The organism is Shewanella sp. AS16 (assembly GCF_021412365.1).
GTDB lineage: Bacteria > Pseudomonadota > Gammaproteobacteria > Enterobacterales > Shewanellaceae > Shewanella > Shewanella salipaludis.
Window position 1 is genome coordinate 57,459 of sequence record NZ_JAKCLK010000009.1, and the last position, 25,426, is coordinate 82,884.

The following is a 25,426-nucleotide window of genomic DNA, read 5'->3' on the forward strand; positions in this document are numbered from 1 at the left end:
CGCCGAGTATAAATAAGGCCATGAAGCGAATCAATTCTCAGACAATAAAATCAAGCATATTTAACCACTTAGACGGTTATTTCGTTACATTTTGATAAAAACAAAAACACAATCTACTGCCATTAATCAAGTTGACAACATTAACACTCTCTAGTGCCTGGCTCCTGCTGAGGTACCGACAGCACCTGTTATCGGCCGGCTCCCAGTGCACCGGCAAGAGTCTATGAGCCTGTAGCTATGGGCATCTAGCAATGGGCGTATGGCCAAGCGACAGGCATAAAAAAGCGCTTCACAGGGAAGCGCTACAGCCGGAGTGACGCCGGGATTAATCCGCCTTATGCCACTCTCTGGCACGATTTTCCAACAAGACAGGGATACCTTCTGTGATGGGGTAAGCCAGCTTATCAGCCTTACAGATCAACTCCTGCGCCGCCTTATCGTATTCGAGTTTGCCTTTACAAACAGGGCAAGCCACTATGTCCAACAGTTTTTTATCGAATGCCATCTGGGGTTCCTCGTTTAGCCTCAATCACGGCCTTGAGCCGGCTCAGCAACTGGCTGTCAAATTGTGGTGCTATTTTGGCATCGACTGCCAGATACCACCAGTTCTCTTGTGCAAAATCACGGCATTTTACCGCATCTTTTTCTGTCATCAGCAAGGGCAGGTTCCGGGCCAGCGCCTGCAAGGCTTCAAGCTGGAAAGCTTGATGATCGGCGAAGGCGACGCCTTGTTTCAGCCGATACCCAAGTGTCTCCAGAGTGCCGAAAAAACGTGCCGGATGACCTATGGCCGCCATGGCGATCACCTCCTGCCCGGGGCGCGGAGGGGCGAGTCTGGTGTCCTGTCCCACGGCCTTGAGCTCACCGGGTTGCAGCGTCATCAGCCACTCCCCCGCCCGCGCCTCACCGCCGTTGACCAGCACCCAATCGACAATCTGCAGTCGCCAGGCCCCTTCGCGCAGCGGCCCCGCCGGCAACAACAGGCCATTGCCAAGGCGTCGCTCGCCATCGAGGATCGCCAACTCCAGGTCCCTGTGCAGCGCATAATGTTGCAAGCCATCGTCGCAGAGAATGACATCGACATCGAACTCGGCGATGAGCCTGCGCCCAGCGGCGATACGATTGGGGCCGACCACCATGGGCACGCGGGTTCGCGCCACTATCATGGCAGGTTCATCCCCCACATCCTCGGCCTTGGCCCCCGGCAACACGCTTTTCACCCCGTCTATGTGGATGCCGTAGCCCCGGCTTATCACTCCAGGCTTATAACCCGCCGCACGCAGCAACTGGATGAGATAGAGCACGGTCGGCGTCTTGCCGACGCCGCCGACACTGATGTTTCCCACCACTATCACGGGCACAGGCAAAACCTTGGTCTTCTTGAGCCCCAGGCGATACAGGCTGCGACGCAGCGCCGTCAGCAGCATGAACAGCAGCGACAGGGGCGCCAGCAACCAACGCGCCGGGTGTCTTAGATACCAGAGACGATTTACCCAAGCTTGCATCTAGCTGCCGAACTGCATCTGATAAAGCTTGGCGTACATGCCATTTTGTTCGAGCAGCGACTTGTGGGTACCCCGCTCGACTATCCTGCCCTGATCGACCACCAAGATCTGATCGGCGCTCTCGATAGTCGACAGTCTATGGGCTATCACCACAGAGGTACGGTTCTGCCGCAAGTTATCCAGGCCCAGCTGAATCGCCTTCTCCGACTCGGTATCCAACGCCGAGGTGGCTTCATCCAGGATCAGCAAAGGCGCATCGCGCAGCATGGCACGGGCGATGGCGATGCGCTGACGTTGGCCGCCGGACAGGAGCACACCGTTCTCACCCACTTGGGTATCCAGGCCCTCAGGCAAGGCCTCGATGAACTCCATGGCATAGGCCAACTCGGCGGCCTTGATGATCTGTTCACGGGTCACTTCTCCCGGATAGGCGTAGGCTATGTTGTTGGCTATGGTATCGTTGAACAGGGTCACCTGCTGCGACACCAGGGCAACCTGATTACGCAACGACTTGAGGCTGTAATCATAGATGCTGACATCGTCGAGCAAGATGTCGCCCCGCTCCAAACCTGCATAGAAACGGGTGATCAGACTGGCGATGGTCGACTTGCCCGAGCCGGAACGGCCAACCAGCGCCAGGGTTTGCCCCTGGCGAACCTCAAACGACACCCCATCGAGCGCCAGCTTGTCCTGATTGGCATAACGGAAACTGACGTCGTCAAACCTCAGATTACCCGCGGCTCTGGCAACCTCGTAATGGCCATTGTCTTCCTCTGGCTCTGTATCCAGCAGTTCGAACACCGTGGTCGAAGCGGCGATGCCACGCTGGAACTCGGCATTCACCCGGGTGAGATTCTTGATGGGTTGCAGCATGCCCAACATGGCGGCAAGAATGGTGGCGAAGGTACCGGCTGTCAGGTCGGTTTTCATGCTGTCGAAGCTGGCGGCATAGAGCACAAATGCCAGTGCGAAGGAGCCTATCACCATGATGACAGGTTGGCTCACGGACTGGGCCACCGCCAGCTTCATGTTCTGGTGGCGGTTTCTGTCGTTGATCTGGGCAAAACGCCTGGCTTCGGTTTCCTGGCCGCCAAAGGCCAGCACATTCTTATGCCCCTTGATCATCTGTTCTGTGGTCGCAGTCACCCCACCCATGGCGGCCTGGATCTGCTTGGAAACCTTGCGGAAACGTCGGCTCACCACACTGATCACCAGCCCCATGACGGGACCTATTACCAGGATGCACAGCGACAATTTCCAGGAGTAGAAGAACATCAGCGCCAGCATGCCGACCACAGTGATGCTGTCGCGAACGATGGAAATCAGGGCGCTGCCCGAGGCTCTGGCTATCTGCTCGGTATCGAAGGTCACCTTGGAGATCAGATTGCCGGTATTCTCTCTGTCGATATAGCTGACGGGCAGGCTCAGATAGTGCTCGAACACTTGTTGGCGCATGTCCATTATCAGCCTGGCGCTCATGTAGGAGATGCCGTAGGTGGACACGAAGTTGGCCAATCCCCGCAGGGCGAACATGCCTATGACCACCAGCGGTGCCAGGGTCAACACATCCTTATTTGCCTTGAAACCATCCGAGGTCATGCCTACCCCGCCAGTCAGTGACGTCACGGAAGGCACGGCACTCTGGCCGGAAAACCCTTCGTCGATGAAAGGTTTAATGAAGGCGATGAAGGCGGCGTCGACCAGGCCATAGGTCAGCAGACCCAATACCGACAGCATAAACATGCCTTTCATCGGTTTGAGATACCCCATCAGTCGCTTGAAGACTGTCCAGATTTCATTTTTTGGCGATGTTGTCATTGATAACACTGAGATAATGGCAAAGTGAGCATTCTACTCCGGTTTGGGCGTCTCACCAAATCTAAACAAACGGTTATACCAAAAAGGCGCCAAATCAGCGCGATAGCCGCTGACGACCCGTTTGTCGCGATTAAAAAGCACACTGATCTGGCCGGCCTCCCCCGTGCTCAGGGCGCGGATCCCCAGTGCCCGGTAACGTTGCACTATGTCCACCTTGGGAAAGCCGTAGCGATTTTCGAACCCGGCGGGAAACAGCACCAACTCGGGCGCCACAGCGGCGATAAACGCCGGGGATGACGAGGTTCTGCTGCCATGATGGGGGGCTATCAGCACCTGGCTGTGCAGCTGCGCCCCGCCGGCGAGCAAGGCCTGTTCGGCATCGGCTTCTATATCCCCAGTGAGCAGCAGCTTCTGCCGCTCATCGCCGATGCGGATGACACAGGAACCATTGTTGCCCGCAACCGCTTGCGCCGGCCCCATGATCTCCAGGCTCAACCCCTGCCAGGCGAGGCGTTTGGGGCGGCAATTTATCTGGCCGAATTCGGGCAGATCCGAGATCACCCTGGCCTCAGCGAAGGCTGCCAGCATGGTCCGCGCTCCGCCGGCGTGATCGTTGTCGCCATGGCTGATGACAAGATAGTCGAGTGCCGACAAGCCCTTGCTGCTCAGAAATGGCAAGATCACCCGCTCGGCATAGCTGAAATCGCCGAAGGCGGCGCCTGTGTCGTACAACAGTGCCCTGCCCGACTTTTCCACCACCACGGCCAGCCCCTGACCTACATCGAGCAGATGCACCCGCCAGCGTACCTGCGCTATCGGGTACAAGGTCAACCAGAGCGACAACAGCGCCGGCAGCAAGCAGACCGACAGAGCCAAATGCCAGCCCCAACGCGGCCAGCCGGCATGGGCCGATGGCCTGGCCTTGAGCAAAAACAGCAAGCCCAGCCCGGCGAATATGGCCGCCGCCAGCATGGCCTGTGAGGGCTGCAGCCAATGGGCCGGCAGCCGATTGCTGAAGGCGAGCAAGGCGGCGAAGGGCTGCAGACTGGCATCGGCCAGCACCCAGAGCCAGTGCCAGTCCTGGCCAAACGCCAGCCCCAGATCCCAGAGTATGAATACCAGCAACACCAGCGGGATCACCAGGAAACTGAAATAAGGCACCAGCAGCAGGTTCAGCCATAGGCTATGGAGGCTGAACCCCTGAAACAATAGCGCCTGCAGCAAGCCCAGCCCCAGGCTAAGACGCCATTGGACTGCCCAGAATTGCCGCGCCCACAGGCCGACTCTGGTGGCTATGCCAGGATCCGTCTGTGCACTGGCATCTGCATGGGCACTGGCATCGGCATCGGCAAGCTGGGCCGCATGGGGGTAGCTCTGGAGGCTGAACAGGATAATCGCCAGCGCCGAAAATGACAGCCAGAAACCGGCGCTCAGGCCGGCAAAGGGAGAGATGAGCAGCACCAGGAATAAGGCGGTCAGGAGTCGCTCCCAGGGCGAGGAGAAGCGCCGCAGCGCCCCCAGCAACATCAGCAGCAAGATCATCAACAAGGCCCTCTGGGTGGCTATGCCAAAGCCCGCCAGATAGGCATAACCCCAGGCGCTGCCGGCGGCCAAGGTCAATGCGATCAGTAAATTACGCCGCCCCTGACTGGGCCAGAGGCGTCCAAACCAGAGCGCTAACGCATAGACCCAGGCCGCCACCACGGACAGATGTAACCCGGAAATCGCCACCAGATGGCCTGTGCCCGTTTGCCTCAACGCCTGCCAGCGCTGCGCCCCTATGAGGCGTTTGTCGCCGAGCAACAGGGCCAGCAGTATGTCTCCCCTCTCCAGGGGCCTCAGCACGGGCAACAAGAGGGTCAGCCATGCTTGGCGCACCGAAGTGTGCGTCAGCAGCAACTCACCATGGATCACTCTGCCCCTGGCTATGATATGCTGGCTGATGAGGTGTTTCTGCTGGTTATAACCGCCCTGATCCAGCAGGCTGCTGAGCCCTTTGGGTTTGAGTTCGAGACGCCAGATCTGCCCTGGGGCGAGCGGCGGCGGATCCCGCCATGTCAGCCTGAGCTTGGGTCTGGGCAAGGGTAAGTGGGCCAAGATTAAATTTCGATTAATTAATGCGATATCCAGACTAACCCAGTCGCTGTTTCGATCCACTAGTGTTATGATTTCGCCTCTGATACTGACAGATGGCGGCAATTGCAGCGCCTCTGACGGCAATAAGATGAGGCCGAAGCTGGATATCCAGGCCAGGGCCGACAAACCTCCTGACAACAGCGGGGATATTTTAGCCAGTAGGAGAGCCCCCAGGATCACCACAGGAATGAGGGGCGCAGGCAGGAGTGATGGCCACAACATCGCCGACAATAAACAGGCACAAAAGCCAAACATGAATCCATTCATAGTGAATTAAGTTAAGACAGCAATCTCAGCCTATGCCAAAAAAATTTATCAGCAGGTTTATGCCCAAGCCGGAAACGCTGCGGGACCATAAACACCTGCGCATGTTCGGAACCTTGCTCCATAAGCCAAACCTGTGGGCCCTGAACCGCAAATCGGCCCCCGGCGCCTTTGCGGTCGGCCTGTTTGTGGCCTTCGTCCCCATGCCGTTTCAGATGGTACTGGCGGCGGCGCTCGCCATCGCCTTTAACGTGAACTTACCCGTATCGGTCGCCTTGGTGTGGATTACGAACCCACTGACCATGCCCGTCATCTTCTACGGTGCCTACCTCCTGGGTGCCAGGCTCCTGGGCCATACGCCTCAGAACTTCGACTTCCAGGCGAGCTGGCAATGGATAGAAGCTTCGATCGCCACCATAGGGCCGCCATTTCTGCTCGGCTGTTTCGTGCTGGGGACCATTTTCGCCGTGCTTGGCTTTCTCACCATCAAGAGCCTGTGGCGCTATTCGATAATCTTTAAATGGCAACAACGCAGCAATGGCAATGGCCGCAACAAGCAGTAAGCCTGACAAGAACTAGAGCATAAAAAAACGCGCCCTGAGCGCGTTTTTTATTGGCTGACGTTGATGCCGCTGCACAGGCATCTTACATGAGGCATCTTGTATGAGTTATCTTGCATGAGGCAGCCTGGATCAGCGCCCGGCGAGCGCCGTGGCCGGTGCTATCTGACTGGCCTTGAAGGCCGGATACAGGGTCGCCAGCAGGCTCATCACGAAGGCCATGGAGATCACCAGCGCGGCATCCGGCCACTGCAGCTGAGACGGCAGGAAGTCGATGAAATACACATCGGCAGACAAGAACTTCATCCCGAACAGCTGTTCCATGCCAGAGGCGAAACTGCTCAAGTTCAGCGCCAGGGCAACCCCTATCAGGCCACCTAGGGCACAGCCCAACAGGCCATTGAGTGCGCCCTGGACCATGAAGATGGTCATGATGGCCGCCCTGTCCAGGCCCATGGTCATGAGTATCGCTATCTCACTGGCCTTGTCCCGCACCGCCATCACCAAGGTTGAGACGATATTGAAACAGGCGACGGCTATGACCAGCGCCAGCACCAGATACATCACGGTACGCACCAGTTGAATATCCTGATACAGATGCCCCTGGGTGCGGGTCCAGTCGCTGATGTACAGGTATTGATCTTGGCTGTAACCCAATTCGCGGATCAGCCCGGGGGCATCGAACACCTTATCGACCTTGATACGCACCCCGGAGACGCCGTCCATCTGCAACAGCTCGGCGGCGTAGCGCAGCGGTATATAAGCGGTGGAGAGCTCCAGTTCGCCGCCCAGCCGGTAACTGCCCGAGATCACAAACCTATGACTCTTGGCCGCCCCCAGGCTGCCCCCTTGCTCGGCGGTCTTATTCGGCATATAGAGTGCCAGTATGTCGCCGACCCTGAGACCCAATTTATCCAACAGCCCCTGCCCGAGCACTATATGGTTCTCATCCGTTGCCAGACTCTGCCAGCTGGCCGGCGTCATATAATCGGCTAAGGTCGAGACCTTGGCCTCTTCGGCTATGTCTATGCCGACGATCGACAGGCCCTGAAAGCCACCGGGTTTCTGCACCAGTCCCTGCAGCTGGATGAAAGGCGCAGCAGCGCTTATTCCCTGGATCTGGGCCGCATCCGCAACGGTTTTTTGCCAATCATGCAGCGGCTCATTCACCCCTGTGAGCTCGCCATGGGACACCACGCCCAGCAGGCGCTGCTCGAGTTCCCGCTCGAAGCCATTCATGGCGGATAACACCAAGATCAACACGGCGACGCCGAGGGCGATGCCCGCCGTCGACGCGAAGGAAATGAAGCTGATGAAACTGTTCGCCTGCCTGGCCCGATAGAAGCGCCAGCCTATGGCCAATGGCAATGCGCCCCTCATAGCACCAGACCCGACAGAGGTTGTAACTTGCCGTCTTTCATGGTCACCTGCCGGTCCATTCTCGAGGCCAGTTTATGATCATGAGTGACCACCACGAAGGCGGTGCCCAGCTGTTCGGCCAGCTCACGGATCAGCGCATAGACGGCATCGCCACTGACGGCGTCCAGGTTGCCTGTCGGCTCATCGGCGAGCACCAGCTTGGGCTTGTTGATCAAGGCCCTGGCGATAGCCACCCGCTGACGTTCGCCGCCGGACAGTTCTGCCGGGATATGGCTCATCCTATGCCCCAGGCCAACCCGCTCCAGCAAGGCACCGGCTTCGGCCAGCGCCTGTTGACGCGCCCGCCCCTGGATGAAGGCCGGCATGGCGACGTTTTCCAGCGCTGTGAACTCGGGCAACAGATGATGAAACTGGTAGATGAAACCCAGCTCCTGGTTACGGATCTGCGACTGACGCCGGGCGGAAACCCGATAAAGGTCTTCCTCCAGCAGGAGCACCCGCCCGGAACTGGGTGCATCCAGGGTGCCCATGATGTGCAGCAAGGTACTCTTGCCCGAGCCTGAACTACCGACGATCGCCAGCTGTTCGCCCTTGAATAACTGCAGCTCGACCTCGGATAACACCCGGGTAGTCACGGCGCCGTCATGGTAATCCTTGCTGACATTCTCGACTCGCAATAACACGTCTTGCATTTACCTTCTCTCTATTTTTTTGCCCGGGCGACCCGCATAGCTGGCTTAGCCAGGCTGCCGGTCGCGGGGTGAAAGTGGGCCAGGTTCGGCGACGGCTTTGGCCCCCACCTGAGGCCGGATACTAACGCCAAATACTAACGCCAGATATTGGAAATTTGCCACCCTAAGCCATAGGCTTCGCAGCCTATGTTATTCATACCTCAATGCCGTGGCCGGTTGCACACCGGCAGCACGCAGCGCCGGATACACAGTCGCCAACAGGCTGATGCCCAAGGTGCCCGCCACTATCAGAGCCAGTTGCTCCCAGGCGAGTTTCACCGGCAGTGCCTGACCGGCACCGAGCACGGACACGCCCAGTTGCATCAAGATGCCATTCAGATTCAGGGTCAATAACACCCCCACCAGCAACCCCAGCAGCAACCCCAGCAAGGCGTTGAGGCTGCCCTGTACCACGAAGATCCCCATCACTTCCGGGGTCGACAACCCCTGGGTCTTGAGCACGGCCACGTCCGTGGTTTTATCCACCACCATCATCACCAATGCCGACACTATGTTGAAGGCCGCCACCGCCACTATCAGGCTGAGCATCAGCGCCATCATGTTTTTCTCCATTTTCACCGCCCCGAACAACTGGCCATAACTGTCGCGCCAATCGCTGGTGGATACCGGCAGCCCACGGGCGGCCAGGAGCTCAGTCACCTCAGGCGCCAACGCCTGGGCGGAGAAGGGATCGTTCAGATAAAGCCTCAGTTGATCGATATCCCGTGGCGGCAGGCGCATCAACCTGCGCACGTCGCTATAATGCACATAAGCCAGGTTGGCATCGACCTGGGAGCCCATCTCAAACACCCCGGCCACGGTAAACTTACGTTGGCTGGGCACAGGTCCCAGGGGGGAATAGACGATGCCATCGCCACTGAGCAAACGTACACTGTCGCCGACCGCCACCTTGAGCCGGCGTGCCAACTCGGCCCCCAGCACTATGCGGTATGCACCCGCCTCGAGTTCGGCGAAGGCCCCGGAATAGGTATGCTGTGCTATGGCGGACAGGCGTTTTTCATGCTCAGGGAACACCCCATAGACCTGCACGGCACTGATGTTGGCCACAGATTGCACCATGGCCTGAGTGGTTGCACTCGGGGTCGCCCCCAGGACACCCTGTATATGGGTTAGGGCCGTCGCCGTTTGTTGCCAGTCCTCGAGCGGCGCCTGGCTGTGGACTGTCAATTGCGGCACAGCCCCGAGAATACGCTGCTTCAACTGGCCTTCGAGGCCATTCATCACAGAGCTGACGACTATCAGGGCAGCGACCCCGAGGAAGATGCCCGACACAGCAAACACTGTGGTAAAGGAAGCGAAGGCGTTGGCCTTTCTGGCACGCCAATAGCGCAGGCCGACAAAAAAAGAAAATCCTGGATTCATGGAAAAAGGCCCGGGTCCTTGGTGGTGAACTTGCTAAATCATGAAGATGCGCACGATAATAGGTCTATTAGTCCGATAAATAAAGAGGCAAGCCTTGTTCACCGACGCCAATCCCTATTTTAGTGTGCCTCACAACTTCGCCGTCTATCTCAGTCCCTGGCCGGAGGATAAACCCTTACCCAGTGAGTCCAGCCTGCGTGCCATGCAATCCCAGGGCATGCAGTTGCTCACCGAAGCCAAGGCATTGGAAGCCCATTGCCTGCTGCAACTGCGCCAATTGGACAACGAGGCCAAGGCGGTGGTCGACTTCCTCAAGATACAGTCACGCAAGGTCGATCTTGTGCTGCAGTATGTGCTGGAGCGTGAGCATCAGCAGGGCGACAAGTATATCGGCATGCAATTTGGCGGTAGTGGCCTGGTGATAGCCACGCCGGCGCCCTTGCCTATCGGCAGCCAGCATCAGCTGATGCTCTATATCCATGACGAGCTGGTGGCCATACTCTGCATCGCCAGTGTGAGTTCCTCCGTGGAGGCGGCGCCTGTGGCCCCAATCAATGGCGACACGCCAGCGCCTTGCTGGCATACCAGGTTGGACTTCAGCCAGATCCTCGACGCCGACGTAGAGCAGCTGGTCAAAGCCAGCCTCAATGTGCAACAGAAGCAGCTGAAACAGCGCAAGCAAGCCAGGGAGCAAGCCGGCCAGGAGTAGACTTTTCACTGGCCCCCAACCATTCAAGCCTCTACAATGGCCACAACTCTTTGTGAATAAATCAGTTAACCGTATTTCAATGACGCATTTTTCAGTACTGACCCCGCCTGCGGTTAAGAAAGGCACCCAGATGCAAACCCTGTCCACTCTGGGCGGGGCGTCCCAGGCCCTGGCATTAGCCAATATCATACGCCAATACCCGGGCACCACCCTGATAGTCACCAGTGATACCCCGAGCGCGCTGACGCTGGAAACTGAGCTGCACTATTTACTGGAATCCCGTCTCCCGGACCAGCAGCGCCCGGATAAGGAACGGATCCGGGTCTGCCTGTTCCCCGACAGGGAAACCTTGCCCTACGACAGCTTCTCGCCCCATCAGGACCTGATCTCCCAGCGATTGGAAACCCTGTCGCAGTTGGGCGGCGATGAGCATTGTGTGGTGATAGTGCCTGTGACCACCCTCATGGTGCGCCAGCCCCCAAGGGCCTACCTGGCGGGTAATGTGTTGCTGCTCAAGAAAGGCGACAGATACAGTTTGCAGCAAATGCGGCAGCAGTTGACGGATACCGGCTACCATCTGGTCGAGCAAGTATATGAGCACGGTGAATTTGCCATTCGCGGTTCCATCCTGGACATCTTCCCCACCGGCGCCCAGCAACCGCTGCGCATCGAATTGTTCGATGACGAAGTCGAGTCTATCCGCTATTTCGACGCCGAGACCCAAAGGTCCAGCGCCGCCGTGGACGCGGTACGCATGCTGCCGGCCAAGGAGTTTCCCACAGACAGCGCCGCCATCGAAGGTTTCCGCCAAAGATACAGACGGCGTTTCGAGTTGATAGCCAAGGAGCCTGAATCTGTCTATCAACAGGTGAGCCGCAACCTGATGCCGGCGGGAATAGAGAATTACCTGCCGCTGTTCTTCGATGACACCGCCAGCCTGTTCGATTACCTGCCGCCCCAGACCCAGCTGGTCACCCTGGGTGACATAGAGAAGGCGGCCAAGGCCCATCTGCATGAGGTGCAGACACGTTTCGAGGACAGGCGGGTCGATCCCCTGCGGCCACTGCTTGAACCCAAGGAATTGTATCTGCTGACGGAGCAATTGTTTGCCGCCTTCAAGCCCTTGCCCCGCTACCAATTAGAAACACAGGCCGATGCCGGCTTACCCAGGCTGGATGCCAGTCCCCTGCCCGAGATAGGCGCCAACCATAAGCTGAAACAACCGCTGCAGGCGCTGCAGGACTACGCCGCCACGGCGCCGAGAGTGCTGTTCAGCGCCGAGTCCGAGGGCCGGCGCGAGGCCCTGCTGGATCTCTTGGCTAAAATTAACATAAAGCCAAAACTATTCAGCCACTTGGATGATTTCTTTGCAGACGATGCCCCCCTTGGTCTGATCGTTTCTCCTCTGGCCCATGGCTGCCGCCTCAGGCTGACGACGGGGGATGTCAGCCTGATTTGCGAGACAGAGCTGTTCGGCCAGCGCATCTCCCAGCAGCGCCGACGGGAAAAACAGAAACAGATAAGCAACGATGTGCTGATCAAGAACCTCGCCGAACTCAAGGTAGGTCAGCCGATAGTGCACCTAGAGCATGGGGTAGCCCTCTACCAGGGGCTGGAAACCCTGGACACGGGCGGCTTGGTAGCCGAGTACCTCAAGCTGGAATACGCCGGCGGCGACAAGCTGTATGTGCCCGTGTCGGCGCTGCATCTCATCAGCCGCTACAGCGTCGGCCCGGACGAGCAGGCCCATCTCAACAAGCTGGGCAACGAGACCTGGGCCAAGGCGAAGAAGAAGGCAATAGAGAAGATCCGGGATGTCGCCGCCGAGTTGCTGGATGTGTACGCCAGGCGTCAGGCCAGACCCGGTGAGGCCTGCAGCCTGGATGAAACCGAGTATGCCAGCTTCGCCCAGGGCTTCCCGTTCGAGGAAACCGTCGATCAGGAAAGCGCCATCGAGGCCGTGCTGCAGGACATGCAATCCCCCACCGCCATGGACCGACTGGTGTGCGGTGACGTAGGTTTCGGCAAGACAGAGGTCGCCATGCGGGCCGCCTTCGTCGCAGTCAACGCCGGCAAACAGGTGGTGGTGCTGGTGCCCACGACCCTGCTGGCACAGCAGCACTATGAGAATTTCAAAGACAGGTTCGCCGACTGGCCGGTCGTTACCGAGGTCATGTCGCGCTTTCGCACCGCCAAGGAACAGAGCCAGGTACTGCAATCCCTGAGCGAAGGCAAGGTCGATATCGTCATAGGCACCCACAAGCTGCTGCAATCCGACGCCAAACTGGACAACTTGGGCTTGCTCATCATAGACGAGGAGCATAGGTTCGGTGTGCGCCAGAAGGAAAAGATCAAGGCGCTGCGGGCCAACGTCGACATACTGACACTGACGGCGACCCCCATTCCCCGCACCCTCAACATGGCCATGTCCGGCATGCGGGATCTGTCCATCATAGCCACCCCGCCGGCCAAACGCCTGGCGGTGAAGACCTTCGTGCGTGAATACGACAAGCCGACGGTACGCGAGGCCATACTGAGGGAGATACTCCGTGGCGGTCAGGTGTATTACCTGCATAACAATGTGGAGACCATAGAGAAATGTGCCCAGGACATACGTGATCTCTTGCCCGAATCCCGGGTGGTGGTGGCCCATGGACAGATGCGCGAGCGGGAGCTGGAGCGGGTCATGTCCGACTTCTACCACCAGAGATTCAACGTGCTGGTGTGTACCACCATAATAGAAACCGGCATAGATGTGCCGAGCGCCAACACCATATTGATCGAACGCGCCGACACCTTCGGTCTGGCGCAGCTGCACCAGCTGCGTGGCCGGGTCGGCCGCTCGCACCATCAGGCCTATGCCTATCTGATGACCCCACATCCCAAGCGCATGACCAGCGACGCCCGCAAGCGGCTGGAAGCCATAGACGCGCTGGAAGATCTCGGCGCCGGCTTCATGCTGGCGACCCAGGATCTGGAGATCCGCGGTGCCGGTGAACTCCTGGGCGATGAGCAGAGCGGCCATATCTCCAAGATAGGCTTCAGCCTCTACATGGAAATGCTCGAATCCGCGGTCAAGGCACTCAAGCAAGGCAAGGAGCCATCGCTGGCACAGATGCTCAATCAGCAGTGTGAGATAGACTTGAGGATCCCCGCCCTGCTGCCGGAAGACTATGTCGGTGACGTCAATGTGCGCCTGTCGCTGTATAAACGCATCGCCAATTGTGACAACGAACGGGCATTGGATGAGATGAAGGTCGAGCTGATCGACAGATTCGGTCTGCTGCCGGACGCCACTCGCAACCTGCTGGAGATGACCCTCTACAAGCATAGGGCCAGCGCCCTGGGGGCCACCAAGATAGAAATGCACGCCAAGGGCGGCAGCATAGAGTTTGGCGAAGATCACCGCATAGATCCCGGCTTCATCATAGGCCTGCTGCAGAGTCAGCCACAAATCTATCGAATGGAAGGTCCAAATAAGTTAAAGTTCAGCCTGCCGGCCGAAACCAGCAAAGACAGATTAACCTTGGTTAACTTACTGCTGACGCAATTATCGCAACACAGTATTGGAGAGAAATAGTGCTTGGTAAAATTGCTATGTCCCTAGTCACCCTGGCCGCCCTGTCGGCCCAGACCTGGGCAAGAGAAGCCAGTGAAGAGGCTTGGTTCGAAGTTGAAGTCTATGTGTTTGCCCGCCAAGCCCCATCGACCGAACACTGGCCTGAGTTGGTCGCACCGGCCAAGGCAAGCAAACAAGTGGATCTCATCACCCCCAGGATCCTCATTCCACAGAGCATAGCGGCTTTCGGATCTGGGCAGACAGAGACGGAGCTGCAGGCGCCACAAACACTGGAGAGCCAGTCGGCCCAACAAGCACAGTCCATGCCGCCGGAAGCGGGAATGCTGCCGGAGCAGCAACTACTGGCAGAACAGCAGGCACAGCCAGTTCAGGCCGACTGTGTTGCCGACGAGTCGGCGCCCTCGACTTGTGCACCAGCAGCCGCAGAAATCCACTACAGCTACCCCAGCCAAGTGCCTGTGTCTGTTGCGGCCGGCAGCCCCCAATACGCGGTTCAGGGTGGTCCGCCTGTGCTGCTGGCGGAGAGTCAGGGACAATTTCAGGACATCATAGCCAAACTCGCCAGAGAGCCGGGCAACACCAGCCTGTTGCATATGAGCTGGCAACAGAACATGCAGCCCAGACATAGAGCCGTGCCTGTCAGGCTGTTTGCCGGGCGCAACTTCGCCGCCGAATTTGAAGCCAATGGCCTGCCGAGAGTGAGCATACCGGCGATGAATGACCCGGACAGCCTGGCGGTCCCGGGAGGCGACAGGGAAAATCTGGCAACAGATAGCCGGATGCCACTGAGTGGCGATACCCCGGCTGTGACCGACATGCCTGCCGTTGCTGATATGCCTGAAGCGCCTGCCCCCGTGTGGCAGTTGGATGGCGACATCAATATCTATCTCAGTCACTACCTCTATATCGAAACCGCGTTGAATTTGCGAGAAGAAGTGGAGAAGTGGCAGCAACCAGAGGCGCCACTCGATGACCAGGCAATACAAACGCCGGCAACAACTCAGTCACCGGAGACGCAGCAAACAGTGCCGACGCCTTTCCTGGCCAGTATTCCACTGGTGCAGAATCGCAGGGTAAAGAGCGGTGAGATACATTATTTCGATCATCCCAGGATGGGGATAGTGATGCAAATACGCAAGATGGTGCCCCCCAGCGTCCAAGAGGCAGACCAAGAAACTGACAGAGAGCCCGGCACTAAAGCCGTGCCGGCGCAATAGACTAAAGGCGCAGCGGGTCTCCTTTAAGACTGTACTATTAAGACTGCACTATTAAGACTGCACTATGGAGAAGTCGAGGTAGATATCATTCGCCTCGTCTTCTTCCACCGTGATGCGTGTCACCTTAGCCAAGGGCGAGCCTGTGTCGCACCAGAGCAGCAAATTGTTGACGGCGGCATGACTGCCCTGGGCCAGAATGAGCACACTGCCATCGGCTTGGTTGCTGACGTAACCTGTGATCCCCAGTTCTCTGGCCTTGAGCACGGTATAACGCCTGAAATCGACCCCCTGCACCTGCCCTTCCACTTTGATTAATACCCGCTTCATCTATGCATCCTCTTCGCATAATGCTATGCAAAACATAACTCATAGATCTTAGGTCAGCAAAAAATAACAGTTTATTTTCCATGCAAAAAAAACAGCTAACGAAAATTCGGTTAGCTGTGTCGGGCGACATACGCAACTTGTGAACCCGTGAGGCTCAGTAAGTGTGGGTAAACAGTCAATATAGGCAGCAGCATTTTACCGAGCGGTACAAATGCTGGACGGTCGCCACTTTACAACTAACACAATAATTTTCAAGCATTTTAACAATAAGTGCCCCTGCCCGCACACCCAGTGTGATCTGCGTCACACTTGTCCGGGTTATTCTTCATGGCGTACCGTATAAACCACTGAGAAATAAGATGATTCATGAGTTTCCCATGGCTTGGACAGCGAGACAGGAACCCAACGCAGGCCCACTCCCTAACCGGGCCGCGTTGGGTCATGGGCTGGCAACAGCAGCTAAGGGCCAAGCCTTGCTGTAAGCACCCGGGATGGGTAGCTTATGATCGGCTTGACTGCGCCAGGTTGAGCTGTTCGGCCAGCTGTTTCGCCTTCTCCCAACGCGCGCCATCTTCCAGTGCCTGCGCCACGGACTTGGCGTTCGGCTTGAGCAAGGTCGCCGGGTATTGGGGGGCCTGCTCGGGCCAGCTGAAACCCTCAAGCAATGAAGCCACGCCCTGGGCGTCGTTACAGACCAAGATCATGTCGCAGCCGGCATCCAGTGCGGCGCGGGCCCGCGCCGGGTAGTCACCGGCAAAGGCGGCGCCTTTCATCCCCAGATCATCGGAGAAGATCATCCCCCGATAGCCAAGCTCGGTTCGCAGCACTTGTTTCAACCAGTACTCCGAAAAACCGGCAGGATTGGGATCCACTTTAGGGTAAATCACATGCGCCGGCATGATGCCCGCCAGCCTGTGGGCATCTATGAGCCGCTTGAATGGCTGCATGTCCTGGCCGAAGATCTGCGCCGGCTCACGCTCATCTATGGGCTGAGCTATGTGGGAGTCGGCCGCGACACTGCCATGACCCGGGAAATGCTTGCCGACGGCGGCCATCCCAGCTTCGCTCATGCCGTCGATGAAACTGGATGCCAGCAAGCTCACCACCTCGACATCGCTGCCGAAGCTGCGCTTGCCTATGACCTGGCTGATCCCATCGAGATCCAGCACGGGGGCAAAACTTAAGTCTATGTCGCATGCCAGCAGTTCGATGGCCATCAGGAAACCCAACTCCTTGGCCCAGCGCTGCGCCAACAGCCTGTCTCCCTTGGCCGCCGGCAGTATGTCTCCCATGGCAGGAATGGCGGTGAAGCCTTCCCTGAATCTCTGCACCCGTCCGCCTTCATGATCTACGGCGATCAACAGCTCGGGCCTTAGGCTGCGTATCTGTTTGATCAGCGCAATCAGCTGCTCCCTGTCACTAAAATTGCGACTGAAGAGGATCAAGCCCCCGACCTGGGCATGGGTCAACATCCGCGCTTCGGCGTCACTCAGCTCCACGGATGAGATATCCAACATTAAGTAGCTCACGCTTCCTCCTAAAATAGCCAATTAACCTAAAAAATCTGCTGCCATAACCGGATGTAGGCAAGGTTAAACGCCCCTGTCCGGCCCGGCAATATTGTCACTTCAGCTTATATCTAAAGAATGTTAAATCCAGCCAGCGTCGCAGAATGCTGGCATATTCCACCTTAATCAAGCTAATCCGAGAACAATTGGATAAAAAAAACTAATGCCAATTTCGAGCCCGAATTGTGGGATACTCTTACTTAAGGGGAACCGCAAGCCATCCTGGCTAACCCAAGACCCGCAAAGGCTGAAGCCAGGGGCTTGTTTAACAGGATGAGATTACTCTGGTTCTAACAAGTGCGCGAGCAATCCACGGCGCAAAGACTAAAATAATAATTAAAGTAAGCAAGGCTTCTATCATGATTAGCGTATTTGACATGTTCAAGATCGGCATAGGCCCATCGAGCTCCCATACCGTCGGCCCCATGAAGGCGGGGAAGATCTTCATGCAGCATGTGGCCGAATCAGGGCTGCTGGACAGCACAGATGAACTGCGTGCCGAACTCTTTGGCTCACTGGGACAAACGGGTAAGGGCCACGGCACGGGGAAGGCCGTCATTCTTGGGCTCATGGGCGAAGATCCTGAAACCGTCGACACTGAGAACATAGAGCAGATCCTCGATGCCGTATCCAAACAAGAAACGCTCATTTTAGCCAATGGCAAGCGGGTCAAATTCACCCGCGAAGACGGTATTCTTTATCACAGACGCAAATCCCTGCCGGCCCATGCCAACGCCATGACGCTCTATGCCTATGGCGCAGGCGAATGCCTATGCCAGCGCACCTATTATTCCGTCGGCGGTGGCTTCATTCTCGATGAGGATGAGATCAACCAAAGAAATGCATCACCGGCCGCACCGATCGAGGCCGCGCCCTATGATTTCAACAGCGCCGCCCAAATGCTGGAGCTATGCGCCAGCCATGGTTTCAGTATCTCCTCGCTGATGATGGCTAACGAGCTGAGCATTGCCACGGAAGAAGATGTCAAACAGCGCCTGTGGCATATCTGGCAAACGATGAAGACCTGTATCGAACGCGGCTACCATAAGGAAGGCATCTTACCCGGTGGACTCAAGCTCCGCCGCCGGGCTCCGGCCTTATACCGTCGCCTCAAGGCCGAAGGCCGCAACAACGTGGATCCTCTGACGGCGATGGATTGGGTCGACTTGTTTGCCCTGTCGGTCAACGAACAGAATGCCGCCGGCGATCGCGTGGTCACGGCACCGACCAACGGTGCCGCCGGGATCATCCCCGCCGTGCTCTGCTATTACGACACCTTCGTGCAGGAAGTCGACATAGATGTCTGCGCCCGTTACCTGCTGACGGCCGCCGCCATAGGCATCCTATATAAGAAGAATGCCTCTATTTCGGGTGCCGAAGTGGGTTGCCAGGGTGAAGTTGGCGTCGCTTGCTCCATGGCGGCGGGTGCCTTGACCGAGATCATGGGCGGCACGGTCGAACATGTGGAGAATGCAGCCGAGATAGGCATGGAACACAACCTGGGACTGACCTGTGATCCCGTCGGTGGCCTGGTGCAAGTGCCTTGTATCGAACGCAATGCCATGGGGGCCATCAAGGCCATCAACGCCTCGAGAATGGCGCTCAGAGGCGATGGCAATCATAAGGTCTCCCTGGATAAGGTGATCAAGACCATGATGGATACAGGCAAAGACATGCGCAGCAAGTATAAGGAAACCGCCAAGGGCGGCCTGGCGGTAAACATAGTCGAATGTTGACCCCAGGAAAGCCGGGTCACAGCGAGCGGCATTGACAGAAAAATAAAAAATCTCGCCGCGGCGAGATTTTTTATTGCTTGCACAGGCAAACTACCGCTTGCTGGCCGAGTCAACGACCACCTCTAGCGCATGGGCAACTCTTTATCGGCAAACATCTCTTCGATCAATTGGGAGTCTCTCAGGGCCACGGCTTTTTCCACCACATCCCGGGTCAGGTGCGGCGCAAAGTGTTCGATGAAATCGTACATATAGCTGCGCAAGAAACTGCCCTTCCTGAAGCCGATTTTGGTGGTGCTGTGGGCAAACAGATGGCCGGCATCTATGGCGACCAAATCATTGTCTATGACGGGATCTATCGCCATGGAGGCTATGACCCCAACCCCAAGGCCCAATCTGACATAGGTCTTAAGCACATCGGCACTGGTGGCACTGAACACCACCCTGGGCTCGAGGTTGGCACGATTGAAGGCTTTCTCTATTTCTGATGCTCTGTCGAAGCCAAACACATAGGTCACCAGCGGAAAACGGGCCAGCTCCTCTATGCTGATCTTACTGCTGCTCGCCAAGGGGTGCGTTTTAGGCACCACCACGGAGCGATTCCAGTGGTAACAGGGCAACATGACCAGGTCTGAGTACAAGTGCATGGCCTCGGTGGCGATGGCGAAATCTGCATCGCCACGGGCCGCCTGCTCGCTGATCTGCGAGGGCGTGCCCTGATGCATATGCAGATTCACCTTAGGATAACGGTCGATGAAGCTGCGGATGATCCCCGGCAAGGCATACCTGGCCTGGGTATCGGTAGTGGCGATATTCAGCTCGCCCTGATCCGGCTTGGTATACTCTTCCGAGACTTTCTTGATGCTCTCGACCTTGCCCAGGATGTCGTTGGCTATGCTGATGACTTGCAGACCTGCCGGGGTAACATGGGTTAAATGCTTGCCACTGCGGCCAAAAATTTGGATACCCAGCTCATCTTCCAACATACGCACCTGTTTGCTGATCCCAGGCTGAGAGGTGTATAAATTCTCTGCGGTCGCCGACACATTGAGGTTATGTTTTACCACCTCGGCAATATATCTGAGTTGTTGCAGCTTCATCTGGTATCCTTGTGCCGGGCCGGCTAAACGGCTAGGCGGGGCTGAGTTTGATTCGTTATCTATAATTAAACGTTATAGTACATCGGAAAAATTAAAGCAAATAGATATATAGAAAGCCGTAACACAGGGGGATGCTGCAGAAATGATAAGCCAGGCTAAGATAACTATGCTAGTTTATTGATTTATTGTAGCATTGACAGAATTAGACTTTTAGTGGAAGACCTATGATATTCACCTTGGTGCTGATCCTCATCGGTGCGCTATTACTGCTTGTTATCGGAATCAACGTCATACAACAACAAAAAGAACGTGTTGAAGCCGAACGCAGAACCGAACTGGCCCGTCAGAAAGCCATTATCGACGAAACCGAAAACGTCTTGTCCAACACAGGCATGATCCCCTGCAGCACTCAGATCATGTTGATTCTCTATAAACGGGTTCGCGATGGCCTGGAGATCGCACGTCATCTGGTGGCGCCGCAACAACAGAACGATTATCTGCGCAGACTCTCAGATCTCAAGGCTCAGATAGAAACCCTCAGCCACAATCCCAGCCAAACGCCGGCCATTGAAAGCTTCAGACTACCGGACAACGACAGACAAGTGCTGGTGCTGGTGCAGACACTCAAAAAACTCAAGGCCATCCTCAGGGCAGAGCATAACAAGGGCAAGGTCGAACCCGCAGTCTTCACCCTCGAAGAGAACCGCATCGACAGCCTGCAGCTGAGGATCAACGTAGATTCCATGCTGTCACGGGCCCGGGCCGCCAGTTTCATGAAGCAATATGGTTCCTCGAGACAGATGGTGACTAAGGCGCTGGCGACCCTGCATGCGATCAAGGCACAAACACCCAACGATCCTTTCATCGCCCGCAAGGTCGACGAAGCCAAGCTCCTGCTCGATGAGATCATGGGCGCCCAGAGACGTTCTGAGCCCAATGCTCCCAAGCCCAAGGATGACGACGGCGATATAGATATGCTATTCCAACCCAAGAAGAAGTGGTAACAGCTTGCCGCCAAGCATCTAGACCCAACAAAAAGCCCCGCATTAGCGGGGCTTTTTGTTGGGAAGTAAACCGTTAGCCGGTGCTCTTCTTGGCTTTCTTGGTGCTCTCGCTCACCCATTTGCCATCTATGAACTTGGCGGACCAACCCGTGGCCTTGCCATCGACTTCGCTGGCGACATATTGCTCCTTGGTCTTACGGCTGAACTTGACGGCAGTCTTGTTGCCTTCATCGTCGACCACTGGGGCATCGGCCAAATACTGGTACTTGGGCCAGAGGAGTTCACGGTATTTCACCAGTTCTTCCACCAGCGGCGCCCGAGTCTCACGCGACTTGGGGAAAGTACTCGCGGCCAGGAATATGCCGGCGGCACCGTCCCTGAGCACGAAATGTGCATCCGACTTGGTACACTTCAGCTCGGGCAAGAAGATAGGATCTTCCTTCGGCGGCGCAGCTTCGCCACTCTTCAACAACTTGCGGGTATTCTTACACTCGCTGTTGGTGCAGCCAAAGTACTTACCGAAGCGGCCGTTTTTCAGCTCCATATTGGCGCCACAACGGTCACACTCAAGTAACGGCCCCTCATACCCCTTGAGCTTAAATTGCCCCGTCTCTATGGTGTAACCCTCGCAGAGGGGGTTATTGCCGCAGACGTGCAGTTTGCGTTTCTCATCGATGAGATAGCTATCCATGGCCGTGCCACACTTATCACACCTATGCTTGGCTCTCAGGGCATCGGTTTCGGCATCTTCGCTGTTTTCACTGATGGCCTCTTCACCCGGGGTTAAGTTGATCGTGGTCTTGCAGCGCTCCTTCGGTGGCAAGGCATAGCCGGAGCAACCGAGGAAGACCCCTGTGGTGCCTGTGCGTATGCCCATCTTGCGGCCACAGGTAGGACACTCTATGTCTGTCATCACCATCTGGTTCGGACGCATACCGCCCTCTTCCGGCGGCAATTCGGCATGTTCCAGCTGCTTGGTGAAGTCGGCATAGAAGCCGTCGAGCACTTTCTTCCATTCCAGCTGGCCTTTGGCCACATCATCGAGCGTCTGCTCCATGCTGGCGGTAAAGTCGTAGCTCATCAGATCTTTGAAGCTGGCAACCAGACGCTCACTGACGATCTCGCCCATCTTCTCGGCGTAGAAACGGCGATTCTCGACCCTGACATAACCTCTGTCCTGAATGGTCGAGATGATGGTGGCGTAGGTGGAAGGTCGGCCGATACCGCGCTTCTCCAGTTCTTTCACCAGGGAAGCTTCACTGTACCTCGCCGGCGGCTTGGTGAAGTGCTGCTTAGGCAACAGCTGTTTAAGCTCCAAGACATCGCCCTCGGCCACGAATGGCAGGGTGTTATCTTCTTCATTCTTCTTCCTCAGTGCCGTTTGCACCCGGGTCCAACCGTCGAATCTCAGGGTTCTGCCCGTGGCTTTGAGCTCATAATCCCCCGCCCGTACCGTCAGCTTGGTGGCGTCGTACTGGGCTGGCGTCATCTGACAGGAAACAAACTGACGCCAGATGAGTTCATACAAGCGCTGAGCATCGCGTTCCATATCGGTCAGCAAGGCGGCCTGGATCTGCACATTGGATGGACGGATCGCTTCGTGCGCCTCCTGGGCGCCTTCCTTACTGCCGTAGCGGATCGGCTCCTTGGGCAAGTACTTGTCACCAAACTCCTTGGCTATCATGTCGCGCACATTGTCGAGCGCTTCCTGGCTGAGGTTGGTCGAGTCGGTACGCATATAGGTGATGTGACCGGCTTCGTACAAACGCTGCGCCATCATCATGGTCTTCTTCACCCCGAAGCCCAGACGGGTACTCGCCGCCTGCTGCAGGGTAGAAGTAATATAAGGTGCCGAAGGCTTGCTCTGGGTGCCTTTGTCCTCACGGGACAAGACGCTGAAACTGGCACTCGACAGGGCAGTGACGGCGGCCTGGGCCTGCTGTTCGTTGACAGGATTGAAGGCGGCGCCCTTGCACTTGACCACTTCCATGGTCAAGGAAGCCTGAGCCGGCGTATTCAGCTCCGCATGCACATCCCAGAATTCTTCGGGAACGAAGGCCTTGATCTCACCTTCGCGCTCGACGACCAAGCGAGTGGCAACCGATTGCACCCGACCGGCAGAGAGGCCACGGGCGACCTTCTTCCACAGCAGCGGCGACACCATGAAGCCCACCACCCGGTCGAGGAAACGCCGCGCCTGCTGGGCATTAACCATGTTAGTGTCCAGGGTCGATGGATGGCTGAAGGCATCCTGAATGGCCGTCTTGGTGATTTCGTTGAATACAACCCGCTGATACCGTGAAGCGTCGCCACCTATGATCTCCTGCAAATGCCAGGCGATGGCTTCCCCTTCACGGTCCAAATCCGTTGCGAGATAAATTTTATCGGCAGAATCGGCGAGCGCTTGCAGCTCTTTAACCACCTTTTCTTTACCGGGCAAAATCTGATATTTGGCTGCCCAGCCCTTCTCTGGGTTAACGCCCATACGTGAAACCAGCGCTTGCTGATCCTTCACCTTCTTATATTGAGCCTTCTCTTCGGGCGACATCTTCTTCACTTCGGCAGCAGATTTAACGCTCTTGTTGCCTTCTGAGGATGAAGATGTCGGCAGATCACGTATATGACCCACACTCGATTTAACGATGAATTCTTTGCCAAGATACTTATTGATTGTCTTAGCTTTGGCCGGTGATTCGACAATAACTAGCGATTTACCCATAGTGTGATTTGCGCCAAAAATTCTCAAGCAGATGGAAATTGGCTCCATATATAGAGGGTTGTACTGATAGTTTCAAGCTAATCCCTCTTTTATGTGTACCAGCGAGTCACTTTTTAATCAAAGTTGGAGAAATGTGAAAAAAATAATATTCGTTATTAAAAACTAATATTTCATTATTCGCCATCAATCAAGTAATAGTTATGCATTAATGGGCAAAAACACTGCATGGGTGCCTCAGTCCCTCTCTTGTGCGGCGCCCGCGAGCCAGTATACTGGGGCCAATCAGCGATTTCAGAGGGCAATGCCTGCCCTTCCCGGTAAAGGATAAACAATGAAGCATTTCGAAGCCAATTTTGATGGACTCGTGGGACCGACGCATAATTATGCCGGCCTGTCGTTCGGTAATGTCGCCTCACTGAACAATGCCGCCCTGGAATCCAACCCCAGAGCCGCCGCCAAGCAAGGACTGCAAAAAGCCAAGGCTCTGGCCGACATGGGTATGGTCCAGGGCATGTTGGCCCCTCAGGAGCGCCCAGACCTCTATACCCTGCGTCGAATTGGTTTTTCCGGTACGGATGCTGAAGTATTGCAAAAAGCCGCTAAGGAAGCGCCTGCGCTGCTCAATGCCTGCTGCAGTGCTTCGAGCATGTGGACCGCCAACGCCGCCACTGTGTCACCGAGTGCCGACAGCCGCGATGGCAAGTTGCATTTCACCCCGGCGAATCTGGTCGATAAGCTGCATCGCAGCATAGAACCCATCACCACGGGCAATATACTGCAAGCCACCTTCAGCGACAGTCGCTTCTTCAGCCATCACAGCCACTTGCCCGAACATGCCAGTTTCGGCGATGAAGGTGCGGCAAACCACACCCGCATGTGTGCCGAATATGGTCATGCCGGGGTCGAACTGTTCGTCTATGGCCAGGTGGCAACAGATCCGAGCGCACCTAAACCGACCAAGTATCCTGCCAGACAGACATTGGAAGCCTCACAGGCCGTCGCCCGCCTGCATCAGCTCGATGACGAGAGCACTGTATTCATCCAGCAAAATCCAGGAGTGATAGACCAAGGGGTATTCCACAACGATGTGATCGCCGTCGGTAACCAGAACGTGCTCTTCTACCATGAGCAGGCATTTCTGGACACTCAGGCTAAACTGGACGAAATTCGCAGCAAGTTGAATACCGAACTGCATTTCATCGAAGTCCCCACCAACAAGGTCGGCATTCAGGATGCGGTCAAGAGTTATCTGTTCAACACCCAGATCATCACGCTGCCAAACGGCGAGATGGCCATCATAGCGCCGACCGACTGCCAGGAAAATCCGGCGGTATTCGCCTATCTCAACGAACTACTGACCTTAAATACCCCCATCAAGCAAGTGCTGTATTTCGACGTAAAGCAAAGCATGCAAAATGGCGGCGGCCCCGCCTGTCTGCGCCTGCGGGTTGCCATGAACCAGGCCGAATTGGCCGCGGTCAACCAGCATACCCTGATGAACGACGCCCTGTTCAGTCGTTTGAACGTTTGGGTCGACAAGCACTATCGCGACCGCCTGAGCGTCAAGGATTTAGCCGACCCTCAACTGATCATCGAATCTCGCACCGCGCTGGATGAACTGACCCAGATAATGAAACTCGGCAGCGTATACCAGTTCCAGCGCTAAGATAGCAGCCCTGAATTTCAGCCTCT

The 25,426-nt window shown here is 56.5% G+C and carries 18 protein-coding genes; 7 read left to right on the forward strand and 11 right to left on the reverse strand.

Annotated elements, in window-relative coordinates; genetic code table 11:
• Positions 1-325: 325 nt before the first annotated feature.
• The 4 genes from LZP73_RS16560 to LZP73_RS16575 are packed head-to-tail and all read right to left on the reverse strand — an operon-like array spanning position 326 to position 5,726.
• Positions 326-505: a Trm112 family protein gene (locus LZP73_RS16560; protein ID WP_234236069.1), complete on the reverse strand. Its 180-nt coding sequence runs from the start codon at positions 503-505 to the stop codon at positions 326-328.
• A complete protein-coding gene (lpxK, locus tag LZP73_RS16565) occupies positions 492-1,505 on the reverse strand; it encodes a tetraacyldisaccharide 4'-kinase (protein ID WP_234236070.1) in 1,014 nt (337 codons plus the stop codon). The genes LZP73_RS16560 and lpxK overlap by 14 nt, the downstream gene beginning before the upstream one ends.
• On the reverse strand, positions 1,506-3,323 hold the full coding sequence (gene msbA, locus LZP73_RS16570) for a lipid A export permease/ATP-binding protein MsbA (protein WP_234236071.1): 1,818 nt from the start codon (positions 3,321-3,323) through the stop codon (positions 1,506-1,508).
• A 33-nt stretch (positions 3,324-3,356) separates the two neighbouring features.
• On the reverse strand, positions 3,357-5,726 hold the full coding sequence (locus tag LZP73_RS16575; RefSeq protein ID WP_234236072.1) for a DNA internalization-related competence protein ComEC/Rec2: 2,370 nt from the start codon (positions 5,724-5,726) through the stop codon (positions 3,357-3,359).
• Positions 5,727-5,758: 32 nt separating this feature from the next.
• Here LZP73_RS16575 and LZP73_RS16580 point away from each other — a divergent pair, with 32 nt between their 5' ends.
• Positions 5,759-6,286, forward strand: coding sequence for a DUF2062 domain-containing protein (locus LZP73_RS16580; RefSeq protein WP_234236073.1), 528 nt, complete (start codon positions 5,759-5,761; stop codon positions 6,284-6,286).
• Between the two features lie 129 nt (positions 6,287-6,415).
• Here the strand turns inward: LZP73_RS16580 and lolE are convergent, their stop codons facing one another.
• The 3 genes from lolE to LZP73_RS16595 all read right to left on the reverse strand — a co-directional run bounded on the left by lolE (position 6,416) and on the right by LZP73_RS16595 (position 9,777).
• On the reverse strand, positions 6,416-7,663 hold the full coding sequence (gene lolE / locus LZP73_RS16585; protein ID WP_234236074.1) for a lipoprotein-releasing ABC transporter permease subunit LolE: 1,248 nt from the start codon (positions 7,661-7,663) through the stop codon (positions 6,416-6,418).
• The gene (gene lolD, locus LZP73_RS16590; protein ID WP_169562241.1) at positions 7,660-8,355 is read right to left on the reverse strand and encodes a lipoprotein-releasing ABC transporter ATP-binding protein LolD; all 696 of its coding nucleotides are present in this window, start codon (positions 8,353-8,355) and stop codon (positions 7,660-7,662) included. Before lolD ends, lolE begins: the two co-directional genes overlap by 4 nt.
• Positions 8,356-8,544: 189 nt before the next feature.
• Complete coding sequence (locus tag LZP73_RS16595) at positions 8,545-9,777, reverse strand: lipoprotein-releasing ABC transporter permease subunit (protein ID WP_234236075.1); 1,233 nt, start codon at positions 9,775-9,777, stop codon at positions 8,545-8,547.
• Between the two features lie 94 nt (positions 9,778-9,871).
• Here LZP73_RS16595 and LZP73_RS16600 point away from each other — a divergent pair, with 94 nt between their 5' ends.
• From LZP73_RS16600 to LZP73_RS16610, 3 genes are all read left to right on the forward strand, one after another.
• A complete protein-coding gene (locus LZP73_RS16600; RefSeq protein ID WP_234236076.1) occupies positions 9,872-10,486 on the forward strand; it encodes a hypothetical protein in 615 nt (204 codons plus the stop codon).
• Positions 10,487-10,565: 79 nt separating this feature from the next.
• A complete protein-coding gene (gene mfd, locus LZP73_RS16605; RefSeq protein WP_234236077.1) occupies positions 10,566-14,066 on the forward strand; it encodes a transcription-repair coupling factor in 3,501 nt (1,166 codons plus the stop codon).
• Between the two features lie 17 nt (positions 14,067-14,083).
• Entirely contained in the window at positions 14,084-15,283 is a 1,200-nt protein-coding gene (locus tag LZP73_RS16610; RefSeq protein ID WP_234236078.1) for a peptidoglycan binding protein CsiV, read from the forward strand.
• A 51-nt stretch (positions 15,284-15,334) separates the two neighbouring features.
• Here LZP73_RS16610 and LZP73_RS16615 read toward each other — a convergent pair whose 3' ends face one another.
• The gene (locus tag LZP73_RS16615) at positions 15,335-15,610 is read right to left on the reverse strand and encodes an acylphosphatase (RefSeq protein ID WP_169562236.1); all 276 of its coding nucleotides are present in this window, start codon (positions 15,608-15,610) and stop codon (positions 15,335-15,337) included.
• Positions 15,611-16,110: 500 nt separating this feature from the next.
• A complete protein-coding gene (gene nagZ, locus LZP73_RS16620; protein ID WP_234236079.1) occupies positions 16,111-17,139 on the reverse strand; it encodes a beta-N-acetylhexosaminidase in 1,029 nt (342 codons plus the stop codon).
• 398 nt (positions 17,140-17,537) lie between these two features.
• Between nagZ and LZP73_RS16625 the strand changes: the two genes are divergently transcribed.
• Positions 17,538-18,914 (forward strand): L-serine ammonia-lyase, encoded by a 1,377-nt coding sequence (locus tag LZP73_RS16625; protein ID WP_234236080.1) that lies wholly within the window; start codon positions 17,538-17,540, stop codon positions 18,912-18,914.
• 122 nt (positions 18,915-19,036) lie between these two features.
• Here the strand turns inward: LZP73_RS16625 and cysB are convergent, their stop codons facing one another.
• A complete protein-coding gene (gene cysB / locus LZP73_RS16630) occupies positions 19,037-20,011 on the reverse strand; it encodes an HTH-type transcriptional regulator CysB (RefSeq protein ID WP_234236081.1) in 975 nt (324 codons plus the stop codon).
• 224 nt (positions 20,012-20,235) lie between these two features.
• Here cysB and LZP73_RS16635 point away from each other — a divergent pair, with 224 nt between their 5' ends.
• The gene (locus LZP73_RS16635; protein ID WP_234236082.1) at positions 20,236-21,015 is read left to right on the forward strand and encodes a hypothetical protein; all 780 of its coding nucleotides are present in this window, start codon (positions 20,236-20,238) and stop codon (positions 21,013-21,015) included.
• A gap of 73 nt (positions 21,016-21,088) precedes the next feature.
• On the opposite strand, the gene topA is transcribed toward LZP73_RS16635, so the two are convergent.
• Positions 21,089-23,734 carry a type I DNA topoisomerase gene (gene topA, locus LZP73_RS16640; protein ID WP_234236083.1) on the reverse strand — a complete coding sequence of 882 codons (2,646 nt, stop codon included), beginning with the start codon at positions 23,732-23,734 and terminating at the stop codon, positions 21,089-21,091.
• 331 nt (positions 23,735-24,065) lie between these two features.
• Here topA and astB point away from each other — a divergent pair, with 331 nt between their 5' ends.
• Entirely contained in the window at positions 24,066-25,400 is a 1,335-nt protein-coding gene (gene astB, locus LZP73_RS16645; protein WP_234236084.1) for an N-succinylarginine dihydrolase, read from the forward strand.
• Positions 25,401-25,426 lie beyond the last annotated feature (26 nt).

Bases quoted from the DNA above. Each gene is read 5' to 3' on its own strand.
- LZP73_RS16560 (WP_234236069.1), bottom strand. From the start codon at position 505: ATGGCATTCGATAAAAAACTGTTGGACATAGTGGCTTGCCCTGTTTGT.
- lpxK (WP_234236070.1), bottom strand. From the start codon at position 1,505: ATGCAAGCTTGGGTAAATCGTCTCTGGTATCTAAGACACCCGGCGCGT.
- msbA (WP_234236071.1), bottom strand. From the start codon at position 3,323: ATGACAACATCGCCAAAAAATGAAATCTGGACAGTCTTCAAGCGACTG.
- LZP73_RS16575 (WP_234236072.1), bottom strand. From the start codon at position 5,726: ATGAATGGATTCATGTTTGGCTTTTGTGCCTGTTTATTGTCGGCGATG.
- LZP73_RS16580 (WP_234236073.1), top strand. From the start codon at position 5,759: ATGCCAAAAAAATTTATCAGCAGGTTTATGCCCAAGCCGGAAACGCTG.
- lolE (WP_234236074.1), bottom strand. From the start codon at position 7,663: ATGAGGGGCGCATTGCCATTGGCCATAGGCTGGCGCTTCTATCGGGCC.
- lolD (WP_169562241.1), bottom strand. From the start codon at position 8,355: ATGCAAGACGTGTTATTGCGAGTCGAGAATGTCAGCAAGGATTACCAT.
- LZP73_RS16595 (WP_234236075.1), bottom strand. From the start codon at position 9,777: ATGAATCCAGGATTTTCTTTTTTTGTCGGCCTGCGCTATTGGCGTGCC.
- mfd (WP_234236077.1), top strand. From the start codon at position 10,566: ATGACGCATTTTTCAGTACTGACCCCGCCTGCGGTTAAGAAAGGCACC.
- LZP73_RS16610 (WP_234236078.1), top strand. From the start codon at position 14,084: ATGTCCCTAGTCACCCTGGCCGCCCTGTCGGCCCAGACCTGGGCAAGA.
- LZP73_RS16615 (WP_169562236.1), bottom strand. From the start codon at position 15,610: ATGAAGCGGGTATTAATCAAAGTGGAAGGGCAGGTGCAGGGGGTCGAT.
- LZP73_RS16625 (WP_234236080.1), top strand. From the start codon at position 17,538: ATGATTAGCGTATTTGACATGTTCAAGATCGGCATAGGCCCATCGAGC.
- cysB (WP_234236081.1), bottom strand. From the start codon at position 20,011: ATGAAGCTGCAACAACTCAGATATATTGCCGAGGTGGTAAAACATAAC.
- LZP73_RS16635 (WP_234236082.1), top strand. From the start codon at position 20,236: ATGATATTCACCTTGGTGCTGATCCTCATCGGTGCGCTATTACTGCTT.
- topA (WP_234236083.1), bottom strand. From the start codon at position 23,734: ATGGGTAAATCGCTAGTTATTGTCGAATCACCGGCCAAAGCTAAGACA.
- astB (WP_234236084.1), top strand. From the start codon at position 24,066: ATGAAGCATTTCGAAGCCAATTTTGATGGACTCGTGGGACCGACGCAT.